Here is a 13,703-nt window from a genome sequence, read left to right as displayed (position 1 = left end):
TTCAAGTAAAAAATAAACCCCCGAACTTAAGAAAAGCCGGGGGTCTATTCAAATGAATCTACAAATTAGTTTGCAGCCTCTACTTTTTCTTTCGCCTCAGCGATCTCAGCAGCTTCCTTCTTCGCTTCGATAGCTCTTAGCTCATCTTTCGATGTCACTAAGATGTCTTTGTAGCGACGAAGACCTGTACCTGCTGGAATCAAGTGACCTACGATAACGTTCTCTTTCAAGCCGTCTAACGTATCCACTTTCGCGCGAATCGATGCCTCAGAAAGTACTTTCGTAGTTTCCTGGAACGACGCAGCCGAGATGAATGACTCCGTTCCTAACGACGCTTGCGTGATACCTTGTAAGTTAGAAGAAGAAACGGCTGCTTGCGCATCACGCACCTTCATTAACTTCATATCTCTACGCTTTAACGAAGAGTTCTCATCACGTAAAGCACGAGCAGAAAGAATCATACCTGCCTTGTATTTCTCAGAATCTCCAGCGTCAGTGATTACCTTCTGATCTAAGATCAAGTCGTTCTCGTGACGGAATACGAAACGATCTACGTTTTGACCTTGTAAGAATTGGGTATCACCTGGCTCTAAAATCTGAACTTTTTGCATCATTTGGCGAACGATACACTCGATGTGCTTATCATTGATCTTCACACCTTGTAGACGGTAAACGTCTTGGATTTCGTTCACTAAGTATTCTTGTACCGCTGTAGGTCCTTTGATCTTCAAGATATCTGAAGGGGTAATCGCACCATCAGAAAGTGGAGAACCTGCACGCACGAAGTCATTATTTTGTACTAAGATGAATCGTGTTAAAGGTACTAGGTAACGACGCTCAGTTCCCTCTTTCGGTGTCACGATAATCTCACGATTACCACGCTTAATCACACCGTAAGAAATAACACCATCGATCTCCGTTACAACCGCTGGGTTAGAAGGGTTACGCGCTTCGAATAATTCCGTTACACGTGGAAGACCTCCCGTAATGTCACGTGTTTTACCTGCCGCACGAGGAATCTTAGCGATGATTTGACCCGCTTTGATTTTATCTCCTTCGTCGATCGCTAAACGCGCACCTACTGGAACGTTGTATACTAAATCCTCTTTACCTTTTGATTTTACTAATACGGATGGGTTCTTCGTCTTATCTTTCGATTCAACAATTACCTTCTCACGCATACCTGTTTGCTCATCCGCTTCCTCTTTGTAGGTATTGTTTTCTTCGATTGCCTCGAATTCAATTTTACCTTCAGCCTCAGAAAGGATAACCGCATTGTATGGATCCCAAGCACAGATTTCATCTCCTTTTTTCACCGCTTGGCCTTCCTTAACGCGTAAGAATGAACCATATGGAATGTTAGAAGAGATCAATACTTGTTTGTTCGCTGGGTTCACAATTTGAACCTCACCAGAACGTCCCATCACGATTTCTACTGGATTTCCGTCTGCATCTGTAGAGCTTACAGAACGAACCTCTTCGAAGTTAATTACTCCGTCAAATTTCGCTTTAACGCTCGCATCTAAAGAAACGTTTTGTGCCGTACCACCCACGTGGAACGTACGTAACGTTAACTGAGTACCTGGCTCACCAATCGATTGAGAGGCAATTACACCTACCGCTTCTCCTAGGTTAACCATCGCAGCTGTAGCTAAGTTACGTCCGTAACATTTCGCACACACACCGCTTAACGTCTCACAAGTTAACACCGAACGAATCTCTACTGACTCGATCGCTGTCTCATCAATTTTCGTTGCGATAGCTTCGTTGATTTCATCACCTGAAGCAACGATTAACTCATTCGTGATCGGATCATACACATCGTGAATAGACACACGACCTAAGATACGCTCAGATAATGGCTCGATGATCTCCTCATTATCTTTCAATGGGAATACCTCAATACCACGTAAGGTACCGCAATCTTCTTCGTTCACGATCACGTCTTGCGCTACGTCGTGTAGACGACGAGTCAAGTAACCCGCATCGGCTGTTTTCAAGGCAGTATCTGCCAAACCTTTACGCGCACCGTGAGTAGAGATAAAGTACTCTAATACGTCAAGACCTTCTTTAAAGTTAGAAAGGATTGGGTTTTCGATGATTTCACCAATCGAACCTTGTAAGTTCTTTTGAGGCTTAGCCATCAAACCACGCATACCACCTAGTTGACGAATTTGCTCACGAGAACCACGGGCTCCGGAGTGCATCATCATGTAGATCGCATTAAATCCTTGGTTATCCTCCTCCATCTGCTTCATCAATGTCTCGGTAATTTTCGAGTTCACTTTGGTCCAGATGTCAATAACTGCATTGTAACGCTCGTTATCTGTGATTAAACCCATTAAGTAGTTGTCCCAAACCGCTTGAACATCCTCCTGTGCTTTCTTCACTAATGAAGCTTTTTCTGCAGGAATTTGAACATCGCCAATACCCATCGATAAACCACCGTGGAAGGCTTGTTGGAAACCTAATTCTTTGATATCATCTAAGAATTGTGCTGTACGAGCCATACCACAGATCTTATGAACGTGTGAGATGATTTGTTGCAATTTCTTCTTCGTCAATAACTCATTGATGTAACCTACTTGCTCAGGAACACACAAGTTGAATAATACACGTCCAGCAACAGTTTCCACCATTTCTTGAACCAATGTACCATCTTCCTTACGAACCGTAGCTTTCACCACGATGTTCGCGTGCTTAGACAATTTCTTCTCGTTCAAGGCGATAACAACCTCCTCAAATCCGTAGAAACGAGATCCTTCACCAGCCACTTTGTGATCTGGAGTCGACTTACGTCCTTTGGTTACATAATATAAACCTAACACCATGTCCTGAGATGGTACCGTAATCGGCGCACCATTCGCTGGGTTCAAGATGTTATGAGATGCAAGCATTAATAACGAGGCTTCCAAAATCGCTTCATGTCCTAGTGGAACGTGAACCGCCATCTGGTCACCATCGAAATCGGCGTTAAAGGCCGTACAAGTTAATGGGTGCAATTGGATCGCTTTTCCTTCGATTAATTTCGGTTGGAAAGCTTGGATACCTAAACGGTGAAGGGTAGGAGCACGGTTTAAAAGAACTGGGTGTCCTTTCATTACGTTTTCCAAAATATCCCAAACCACTGGATCCTTACGATCAACAATTTTCTTCGCAGACTTAACCGTCTTCACGATACCACGCTCGATCAACTTACGGATAACAAACGGCTTGAATAATTCTGCCGCCATATCCTTCGGAAGACCACACTCGTGCATTTTCAATTCTGGACCTACCACGATAACCGAACGACCTGAATAATCGACACGCTTACCTAATAAGTTTTGACGGAAACGACCTTGCTTACCTTTCAACATATCAGAAAGAGACTTCAAGGCACGGTTACCTTCAGAACGAACCGCATTTACTTTACGTGAGTTGTCAAATAAGCTATCAACAGCTTCTTGCAACATACGCTTCTCGTTACGTAAGATTACCTCTGGCGCTTTGATCTCGATCAAACGCTTCAAACGGTTGTTACGGATAATCACACGACGGTATAGATCATTTAGATCAGATGTCGCAAAACGACCTCCATCTAATGGCACCAATGGACGCAATTCTGGTGGAATTACTGGAACCATTTTGATGATCATCCACTCTGGACGGTTATCGATACGACCGATCGACTCACGGAACGCTTCTACCACTTTCAAACGCTTCAAGGCTTCAGCCTTACGTTGTTGAGAGGATTCCGTATCCGCAGAGTGACGTAGGTCAGCCGATAAGCTGTCTAATTCGATGCGTGATAATAACATATTTAACGCGTCAGCACCCATTTTCGCGATGAATTTCTGTGGATCTTCATCAGGTAAATGTTGGTTCTCGCGCGGTAACTTATCTAAGATATCTAAGTACTCGTCTTCTGTTAAGAAATCAAGGTATTGGCTACCGATCTTTCCTTCTTCCGCGTACATACCCGGTTGAACTACCACGAAACGCTCGTAATAGATTACTTGGTCTAATTTCTTAGTAGATAAACCTAGCATGTAACCGATTTTGTTCGGTAAGCTACGGAAGTACCAGATGTGTGCTACTGGAACCACTAATTCGATGTGGCCCATACGCTCACGACGTACTTTTTTCTCCGTTACCTCTACACCACAGCGATCGCAAATGATGCCTTTGTAACGTATACGCTTGTATTTACCGCAGTGACACTCCCAGTCCTTCGTAGGACCGAAGATACGCTCGCAAAACAAACCGCCCATTTCGGGTTTGTAGGTACGGTAGTTGATGGTTTCCGGTTGTGTTACCTCGCCATTAGACCCCTCTAAGATGGACTCAGGAGAGGCTAGTGAGATGGTTACTTTTTGGAAATCGCTATTCAGCTTTCTAGTCTTTTTAAATGACATTTTCTATGTATTTTATTGGAAAATGAACTCTTTTAATAGGGCCAAAGCCCAATGGTTTACTCAAGGGTGATTTCAAGGGCTAAACCTCTCAATTCGTGAATCAATACGTTGAATGATTCTGGAATGTTAGGCTTAGGCATGTTTTCACCTTTTACAATAGCTTCGTAAGCTTTTGCGCGACCGATGACATCATCAGACTTCACAGTTAAGATCTCTTGCAAGATATTCGCTGCACCGAAGGCCTCTAATGCCCAAACCTCCATCTCACCAAAACGCTGACCACCAAACTGAGCTTTACCACCCAATGGTTGTTGTGTAATTAATGAGTAAGGTCCGATCGAACGTGCGTGCATCTTATCATCCACTAAGTGACCCAGTTTCAACATATAGATGATACCTACAGTCACCGGTTGATCAAATTTATCACCCGTTAAACCATTGTATAAATACGTACGACCCCAGTCTGGCAAGCCTGCTAACGTTAACTCAGCGGCTACCTCTGCTTCAGTTCCACCGTCGAAAATAGGAGTTGCATAGCGCTTACCTAATTTTTGTCCAGCCCAACCTAATACGGTCTCGTAAATTTGTCCTAAGTTCATACGAGATGGTACCCCTAGTGGATTCAATACGATATCTACTGGTGTTCCATCTTCTAAGAATGGCATATCTTCTTCACGAACGATACGAGCAACTATACCCTTATTACCGTGACGACCCGCCATCTTATCACCCACTTTTAACTTACGCTTCTTAGCTACATAAACCTTCGCTAATTTCACGATACCTGCAGGCAATTCATCACCTACCTCTAACACGAAACGCTCACGCTTAAAGTTTCCAGCGATTTCGTTACGACGAACGTGGAAGCTCTTAATTAACGCTAAGAAAGTCGCGTTAGTCGCTGCATCCGCAGTAGCATCTTCTACGATCAAATCTGAAAGTAAATTCGCTTCTTCAGGAACGGCATACGTTGACTCATCGCGGTATAAGTTTTTATCTGGGAATAATAATTCTTCGATATTTTTCGCTGTGAATTTAACCCCTTTCTCTACGATCACTGTACCAAACTTGTGACGGATACCACCACATGTTTTTCCAGCTAATAAAGCAACGGTCTTTTCGATCATGATTTTACGAACCTCTAATAGGTCTTTACCGTATTGCTTCATAACCAATTTCAATTCAGCCTTCGACTTATCACGTTGATCCTTATCCTTTTTAGGACGAGCGAACAATTTCGTGTCGATAACCACACCTTTTAACGATGGTGGCGCTTTCTTTGAAGCATCTTTCACATCACCTGCTTTGTCTCCAAAGATGGCACGTAATAATTTCTCTTCTGGAGTTGGATCAGACTCTCCTTTTGGTGTAATCTTACCAATTAAGATATCTCCTTCTTTTACCTCAGAACCTACGCGAACAACACCGTTCTCGTCTAGGTTACGAACTGTTTCTTCAGAAACGTTCGGGATTTCAGAAGTTAATTCCTCCTCACCACGTTTCGTATCACGTACCTCTAATTCGAATTCCTCAATGTGGATCGAAGTAAAGATATCGTCACGAACCACTTTTTCAGACATCACGATCGCATCCTCAAAGTTGTAACCTTGCCATGGCATGAACGCCACTTTCATGTTACGACCTAAAGCTAGCTCACCTGCTTGAGTTGCATAACCCTCGCAAAGCGCTTGACCTTTCACCACTTTTTGTCCTTTGAAGACAATCGGCTTTAAGTTGATCGTTGTATCCTGGTTCGTTCTACGGAACTTGATTAATTTGTATTCTTTTGTAGAACCGTGGAAGCTAACTAATTTTTGCTCCTCCGTTTGATCGTAGTTAACTACAATGCGTAAAGCATCAACGTATTCGATTACACCACTTCCTTCAGCAACCACTAAAGTACGTGAGTCAATCGCAACGCGGTGTTCTAAACCTGTACCTACGATAGGTGCTTCTGGACGTAACAATGGCACCGCTTGGCGCTGCATGTTCGATCCCATCAAGGCACGGTTCGCATCATCATGCTCTAAGAAAGGAATCATAGAAGCCGCAACCGAAACAATTTGGTTAGGCGCTACGTCCATATATTGTGCATCCGCTGGATTCACTAATGGGAAGTCTCCTTCAAAACGTGCCTTCACACGCTCAGATAAGAATTTACCCGTTTTGTCAATCTGTGCATTCGCTTGAACGATGTTCTTGCCATCTTCTTCTTCAGCCGTTAAATACGAAACAGTCGTAGACGTATCCACTTTACCTGATTCGATTAGACGGTAAGGAGTTTCGATGAAGCCCATTCCGTTTACTTTCGCGTGAACGCAAAGAGAAGAAATCAAACCAATGTTTGGTCCCTCTGGCGTTTCAATCGTACAAAGACGACCGTAGTGCGTGTAGTGAACGTCACGAACCTCGAAACCAGCTCTTTCACGAGAAAGGCCGCCTGGCCCTAGGGCAGACATACGACGCTTGTGCGTGATCTCAGCTAATGGATTCGTTTGATCCATAAATTGAGATAGCTGATTTGTTCCAAAGAACGAGTTAATCACAGACGATAACGTACGAGCATTAATCAAGTCAACTGGCTTAAAGTCCTCGTTATCACGAACGTTCATACGTTCTTTGATCGTACGAGCCATACGTGCAAGACCTACACCGAACTGAGCATATAATTGCTCACCCACAGTACGTACACGACGGTTAGACAAGTGGTCAATATCATCGACAACCGCGCGAGAGTTGATCAAACCGATCAAGTACTTCACGATAGAGATGATATCTTCTTTTGTCAATACCTTAATATCCATTGGGATATCATGGCCTAATTTTTTATTGATACGGTAACGACCTACTTCGCCTAAATCATAACGCTTGTCTGAGAAGAACAAGTTTTGGATGATATCGCGCGCCGTTTGCTCATCTGGAGCATCCGTGTTACGTAATTGCTTGTAGATAACTTCTACCGCCTCTTTCTCCGAGTTCGAAGTATCTTTTTGTAATGTATTGTAGATGATATTGTAATCAGTTACGTTCGCATCATCTTTGTGCAAGATGATCGTGCTAGAACCTGATTCCAAAATCGTCTCGATCTCGTTCTCTGTAATAACCGTATCACGCTCGATCAAGATTTCGTTACGGTCGATAGAAACTACCTCACCTGTATCTTCATCTACGAAGTCTTCCTGCCACGTTTTCAAAACTCTCGCAGCTAAACGACGTCCTACCGTAGACTTCAAAGTTTTCTTGTCTACCTTTAATTCTTCAGCTAGGCCAAATAAATCAAGAATATCCTTGTCATTTCCGTAACCAATCGCACGAAGCAATACAGTCACTGGGAATTTCTTTTTACGGTCGATGTACGCATACATCACATTGTTAACGTCCGTTGCAAATTCAATCCAAGAACCCTTGAATGGAATGATACGAGCCGAATACAATTTAGTTCCATTTGTATGCTTCGATTGCGCGAAGAATACACCTGGCGAACGGTGCAACTGAGAAACGATGACACGCTCAGCTCCGTTGATCACGAATGATCCACGTTCTGTCATGTACGGAATGTTTCCTAAGAATACTTCCTGTTCGATGGTTTGGAAATCCTCGTTGTCTGTATCATTACAGATCAAGCGTAATTTCGCTTTTAAAGGTACTGAATACGTCAAACCGCGGTCGATACACTCATCTACCGAATATTTCGGCGGATCTACAGAGTAGTCAACGAACGATAAAACGAAGTTTTCCCGCGAATCCGCGATAGGAAAATTCTCAGCAAACACTTTAAATAAACCTTCGTCAGTACGATTCTCAGCAGCTGTTTCTAGCTGGAAAAAATCCTGAAAGGATTTGATTTGGATATCCAGAAAATCTGGATAATCGATCACAGACTGCGTTTTTGCAAAGCTGTGTCTTCCGGTGGCAGTGATGTTACTCAAGGCTTTATACGTTTTAAATTAAATGAATATGGGCCCTTAGGGCACAATTTAAAGCTGAAATGCCTCGTAGATGAAAAAATGATTCCCCTTTGCGCTTCCCCTACGATAAAGGAATTGTGTTTCAGAAATCATTTCTTTTTGGATAGGCCCGAAGGCTTGTACCCTAAAATAGCCTGCAAAGGTACTGATAATTTTTTAGGATACAAGGGGGTTGTGAGATTTTTGTTTGAGATTGCTCATAAGTAAAGAATAAAGCATAGAGCACAAAGAATAAAGTTGGAATCGCCACAGGCGATGCCTTTATGAATTGATGTGGTCTACTTTTCTATAACAACGAAAATGGGGCTTCAGCCTCATTTTTAACCAACTTTATTCTTTGTGCTTTATTCTTTATGCTTTAAAATCATCCACTAATGAAAAATAAGATCCATTATTACCTCCGCTTCATCCTCGCCTACACCCATGATGAGATCAAAGGGATTATAGTTCTCTTTTTTATGATGGGAATCTATGTACTCTATTATATAGTAAGCGAGTATTATAAGAAGGAGCAGGAAAGGTTAGAATTTAATCCGGTGGTTTGGGAGGCGAATTATCAGGAGATTAAGCCAAAGGTGTTTGCGCCTCGGAAATTCGAAAAAAATAAAAGCGCTTGGGTAGCATATAAATTAGATGTAAAAAAGCTTCCTAAAAAACAGGCAGCCATCGACATCAATACCGCGGATTCAACAGCTTGGGTGGCGCTGAATGGGATAGGGCCAGGGTTTGCAAAAAGGATTATTACGTATAGGGAGAAATTGGGAGGGTTTTACAAAGTAGATCAATTGAAGGAGGTGTATGGCTTGGACTCGGTTTGGGTAAAAGAAAATAAGGCTTTGTTAAAGGTGGGTGCCGGGGTGTATCGGTTTCTGAAGATTAACCAGGTAGAGTGGAAAGATTTCAGGCATCCGTATTTGCCTTATGGACAGTCGAAAGTGGTTTTGGCCTACAGAAAACAACATGGTCCAATAACTGATTTCGACGTGTTGCAAAAAATGCAATTGTTGGATCAAGTGGCGTGGAGGCGATTGAAGCCCTACCTGAGCTTTGTGGTTCTTGATAATAAGTAGAAAACACGTAATTTAGCATCCTATTTAATACACATCAACGAAACAATATGTCCTCAGGAGTTTTTCAAGTCCCTACACCTGTGAATGAACCTATTTTACAATATGGTGCAAATTCAGCGGAGAGATCTAAGTTAAAGCAAGCCCTTTCGGATTTGCGGAATCAACAAATTGACGTGCAGATGCGCATTGCAGGTCGTTCTGTGAAGGGTGCCAAAAAAGTCGCCATGACTTGCCCCCATGATCACCAACACGTGTTAGGTCACTATTATGAAGGAGGAAAAGCGGAAGTGGCTCAGGCGATTGACGCGGCTCTAGCAGCTAGATCTGCTTGGGCATCGATGCCTTGGGAAGATCGCGCGGCGATCTTTTTGAAAGCGGCAGATCTTTCGGCGACTAAATATAGAATGCAATTGAATGCACGCACGATGTTAGGTCAATCGAAGAATGCCTACCAGGCGGAAATCGATGCGGCTTGTGAGTGGATTGATTTCTTACGTTTTAACGTGCACTACGCACAACAGATTTATAGTGAACAACCGATTTCGTCGCCTGGCGTTTGGAACCGTTTGGAATACCGTCCTTTAGAGGGCTTCGTTTACGCATTGACTCCCTTTAACTTCACGGCAATCGCGGGTAATTTACCGGCGGCACCAGCCTTGATGGGGAATACGGTCGTTTGGAAGCCATCGCCTACGCAAGTGTATTCGGCGGGATTATTGATGGAGATTTTAGAGGAGGCAGGTTTGCCGGCTGGCGTGATCAACTTGGTGTTAGCGGATGGCCCGGAAGCGGGGGAGGTTGTTTTCTCTCACCGGGATTTTGCTGGGATTCACTTTACGGGATCGACAGGCGTGTTCCAGACGATTTGGAAGAATATAGGCCAAAACATCGCCAACTACAAGTCTTATCCACGTATCGTTGGTGAAACGGGCGGCAAGGACTTCGTCGTTGCTCATTCCTCGGCAGATGCGAAAGCTTTAACTACCGGTTTAATCCGTGGTGCCTTCGAATACCAAGGCCAAAAATGTTCCGCAGCCTCTCGCGCCTACATCCCTGCTTCTTTATGGCCAGCGGTAGAAACCCAATTGAAGGCAGATTTAGCTGCCATCAAAATGGGCGGAACGGAAGATTTTGAAAATTTCGTGAACGCGGTCATCGACGCCAAAGCTTTCGCGAAAATCACTTCTTATATAAGTGAAGCGAAAAAGTCCCCAGAAGTAACCGTCATTTCAGGCGGAAACTTCGACGACTCGAAAGGTTATTTCGTAGAGCCTACGGTCTTATTAACGACGAATCCGACGTATCGCTCGATGGTGGAGGAAATCTTTGGCCCGGTATTAACGATCTACTTATATAATGATGCAGATTGGAAAGAAACTTTAGCCTTAGTAGATTCGACTTCAGCGTATGCCTTAACAGGTGCGATTTTCGCGCAAGACAAATATGCGATGCTGGAAGCGATGAAAGTGCTAGAAAATGCGGCAGGTAATTTATACTTAAATGACAAGTGCACGGGTGCCGTGGTGGGCCAACAGCCTTTTGGTGGTGCGCGTGCCTCTGGAACGAATGATAAAGCGGGTTCTTATTTAAATTTATTGCGTTGGGTTTCGCCGCGTACGGTGAAAGAAGTCTTCGTTTCGCCTACGGATTTTCGTTACCCGTTCTTAGAAAAGTAATTGGATGGTGTAGACTATAAATTGGGTTTGCCGTTTAGTTAATACATTTTGATTAATAATAGCAAAATGGCAATAGGGGTCAAATTGATTACTAAGGACTTGAAATAATTTATATCAAAATGTAATTTTATTTCAATGATTAAAATAAGGTAAAAGAGTCCCCAACAAAGGTTACCAATTTGCTTTAGATCATTAAAAGTATACTCGTGGAAAATATGTAGATCTTCTACACTTTGACCACTTATATCTCCTGAATTTTCCACAAAATCCGTAAGCAACAAAAGGTAAGAGAACGAGAATAGTAAAACAGGAATAAAGGCATTGCTGATTATCTTAGTTAAAGATCCTTTTTGTATTTTTATTTCTAGATAGTCAAAAATGATGCTTGTCGTAGCATAAACAAATACAAAAATTAACAGAGGCGAAAGTGCGGAAGAATAGTTGTTTATCTCAAATACAAACAGTTGAAACGAGTTGAATTTTCCAGAGATGCTTTCTTGCAAGATAGCTGCCTCCTTTGATATCAAATAAAAGTTTATTGATAAACAGGATAGTACGAAAGCAGAAAATAGTCTAGATAGCTGACACATATGACTCGATGAACGCAGAAATTATAATAATTACATATCCTGAGATGAATAAAAGGCAAAAAAGTAAATAGTCAAATTTTGGCCTTGTTTTTAAAAAATAATGATGGGTAATATAGTTTGTTAAGTAAAATCCAAGCGTGGAGGCTAGAATAAATCCTCCTATTTCAATAGAATGGGGGAGTAATCGGGGAAGAAAATCTGCCGGACTTTTTGAGAATCGATTGAGTGTAACAAGAAGATAGCCTAACACAAAGCCATTATAAAACGTAATGATGGCGGTAAATAACCCTAAGGTCAAAAAGCCTGATACGCTTGCAAAAAACACTGAGGTGTTATTTTTAAGAATCTCAAGAAATAAATCCTTGCTTGATTTATTGGAACTGCTTGCAAAATCCACAGAAAGCGAATTGATTTTTATGGTTAAAAAATTATTCCTTAACAATACGGCAGTTATGAAACCGATGATATAGATGGATATAGTTAATAGAATAATTTTTTTCATCTAAATTGTGGGGCCTAGCTACTAAATTTCGTTGTTTTGTAGGTATAAAATGCTATTCCAATTACGGCCAAAATACCACCAATCATAGCCGTTGTAATCATAATAGACAAACTATTAACTATATTAAAACTAATTTCAGCTGGAATGACGGTTGAGCAAAATCCAATAAAAAATGCCCAATTGAAGGAGATAGTTTCATTTGGATGAAGTGTAGCATTACATGATTTGCAGGTAATAGTATAATTTTTTTGCAGCCTGAAAAGCTCTTTTATAGAGATATTAGCCTGACATTTATCACAAGAAAATGAAGATTTATATCGCATGATTAGATAAGATTTTTAATATGTGAAAATTAGTAATGGGAGCACAAATTGAACTCCCATTACTAATTAGAATCCAGCAGCAATTCCTGCAACTACTCCTGCGACTGGAGTCCCGACAGAACCAACAGCAAAGCCCCAAGCTGCTGCGTCCATTATTCCTATCGCCCCAACAGCTGTAGTAGCACCAGCAGATGCACCGTGTTTACTCATAACATGTGTTATGGCCAGCCAAACTTTGCCTGATTTTTGTTCGGCAGAATTGGTAAGAACAACAAATGCGAAGCAAACTGACAATAATGCAAAACTTGTTTTTAAAAATTTCATTTGTGGATATTTAAAATTTTACCCCTACTCTTATAATTGGTTTTTCGGGTTTCACCATACGCTAAGTATGGGACAAAGTTTTCGAAAACGATCGGCTGACACAATAGGATAAATAGTACTATTTTAGTCCTATATATATCATTTATTTCAAGTCCCTATTCTGCCTGTTTTGGACTAAACTCAAATTCAAATACGAATTTTCGAAATTCCGTTTTGCCTCGAGCCCCTACCTTAAGTAGGATATTTTCTCTGTGCTTTTTTACGGTAAAATAAGAAAGTCCTAGTTTTGTGGCCATTTCTTTAGTGGAGTAGCCCCTTCTAATTAACTGGACGATTTCTATTTCTCTATAAGTTAAATGTGAAATGGGGATTAGTGGGCTTGGTCTCATATCGGGCAAAATTCAAACGATGGATAATTATTGACTCATTGTAAGAACAGATACGAATTGGTGAATGTATTTAATAAATCAGGATTGTCGACAGGAATAACTGATAATTTAAAATTTTATAAATAAATATGGTTTATTCTTTACTTGATAATCAGATGTTTATAAGTTAGGCCAAAAAAAGTTTCTAGCCCAGACTTGCGTTTAAAAAATTAATCCTACATCTTTGCACTCCCAATCGCTAGGAACATACGGTTTCTAGAGCAAGACTGAGAGTAGATCAGGTGATTAAGTTCACGACAGAGCGGGTTGCTTTGGAAGATTTATATCGAGGTACAAGAGTTCTTTGACGTGTTGATAGAAATAAAGAAGAGATGCTGTGTTTAAATCACAGTGTCGAAATAGTAGCATTCAAGACAAGGATAATGACAATTTTCTTATTAAAATAAGAGCAGTCAAACATCCAA

General features: G+C 41.6%; 8 protein-coding genes. 2 read left to right on the top strand and 6 right to left on the bottom strand.

The window, feature by feature from the left end:
• Positions 1–65: 65 nt before the first annotated feature.
• Together rpoC and rpoB are read right to left on the bottom strand one after the other, a co-directional pair.
• Positions 66–4,397, bottom strand: a complete 4,332-nt coding sequence (rpoC, locus tag ACRZ9O_RS10275; RefSeq protein ID WP_459458887.1) for a DNA-directed RNA polymerase subunit beta' — start codon at positions 4,395–4,397, stop codon at positions 66–68.
• Positions 4,398–4,453: 56 nt separating this feature from the next.
• Positions 4,454–8,326, bottom strand: a complete 3,873-nt coding sequence (gene rpoB, locus ACRZ9O_RS10270; RefSeq protein ID WP_459458885.1) for a DNA-directed RNA polymerase subunit beta — start codon at positions 8,324–8,326, stop codon at positions 4,454–4,456.
• Between the two features lie 413 nt (positions 8,327–8,739).
• Here rpoB and ACRZ9O_RS10265 point away from each other — a divergent pair, with 413 nt between their 5' ends.
• Positions 8,740–9,435: a helix-hairpin-helix domain-containing protein gene (locus ACRZ9O_RS10265; RefSeq protein WP_459458884.1), complete on the top strand. Its 696-nt coding sequence runs from the start codon at positions 8,740–8,742 to the stop codon at positions 9,433–9,435.
• A 47-nt stretch (positions 9,436–9,482) separates the two neighbouring features.
• Positions 9,483–11,111: an L-glutamate gamma-semialdehyde dehydrogenase gene (gene pruA, locus ACRZ9O_RS10260; protein ID WP_459458882.1), complete on the top strand. Its 1,629-nt coding sequence runs from the start codon at positions 9,483–9,485 to the stop codon at positions 11,109–11,111.
• Positions 11,112–11,684: 573 nt separating this feature from the next.
• Here the strand turns inward: pruA and ACRZ9O_RS10255 are convergent.
• The 4 genes from ACRZ9O_RS10255 to ACRZ9O_RS10240 all read right to left on the bottom strand — a co-directional run bounded on the left by ACRZ9O_RS10255 (position 11,685) and on the right by ACRZ9O_RS10240 (position 13,239).
• Positions 11,685–12,203, bottom strand: a complete 519-nt coding sequence (locus tag ACRZ9O_RS10255; protein WP_459458880.1) for a stage II sporulation protein M — start codon at positions 12,201–12,203, stop codon at positions 11,685–11,687.
• Positions 12,204–12,217: 14 nt separating this feature from the next.
• Positions 12,218–12,526 (bottom strand): hypothetical protein, encoded by a 309-nt coding sequence (locus ACRZ9O_RS10250; RefSeq protein ID WP_459458878.1) that lies wholly within the window; start codon positions 12,524–12,526, stop codon positions 12,218–12,220.
• A gap of 66 nt (positions 12,527–12,592) precedes the next feature.
• Complete coding sequence (locus ACRZ9O_RS10245; RefSeq protein WP_459458876.1) at positions 12,593–12,736, bottom strand: hypothetical protein; 144 nt, start codon at positions 12,734–12,736, stop codon at positions 12,593–12,595.
• Positions 12,737–13,005: 269 nt separating this feature from the next.
• On the bottom strand, positions 13,006–13,239 hold the full coding sequence (locus tag ACRZ9O_RS10240) for a response regulator transcription factor (protein WP_459458874.1): 234 nt from the start codon (positions 13,237–13,239) through the stop codon (positions 13,006–13,008).
• Between the last annotated feature and the right edge of the window lie 464 nt (positions 13,240–13,703).

This window comes from Aquirufa sp. HETE-40SA, assembly GCF_054558635.1.
This window is presented reverse-complemented; position numbering and strand designations above follow the sequence as displayed.

Bases quoted from the DNA above. Each gene is read 5' to 3' on its own strand.
- rpoC (WP_459458887.1), bottom strand. From the start codon at position 4,397: ATGTCATTTAAAAAGACTAGAAAGCTGAATAGCGATTTCCAAAAAGTA.
- ACRZ9O_RS10265 (WP_459458884.1), top strand. From the start codon at position 8,740: ATGAAAAATAAGATCCATTATTACCTCCGCTTCATCCTCGCCTACACC.
- pruA (WP_459458882.1), top strand. From the start codon at position 9,483: ATGTCCTCAGGAGTTTTTCAAGTCCCTACACCTGTGAATGAACCTATT.
- ACRZ9O_RS10255 (WP_459458880.1), bottom strand. From the start codon at position 12,203: ATGAAAAAAATTATTCTATTAACTATATCCATCTATATCATCGGTTTC.
- ACRZ9O_RS10250 (WP_459458878.1), bottom strand. From the start codon at position 12,526: ATGCGATATAAATCTTCATTTTCTTGTGATAAATGTCAGGCTAATATC.
- ACRZ9O_RS10245 (WP_459458876.1), bottom strand. From the start codon at position 12,736: ATGAGTAAACACGGTGCATCTGCTGGTGCTACTACAGCTGTTGGGGCG.
- ACRZ9O_RS10240 (WP_459458874.1), bottom strand. From the start codon at position 13,239: ATGAGACCAAGCCCACTAATCCCCATTTCACATTTAACTTATAGAGAA.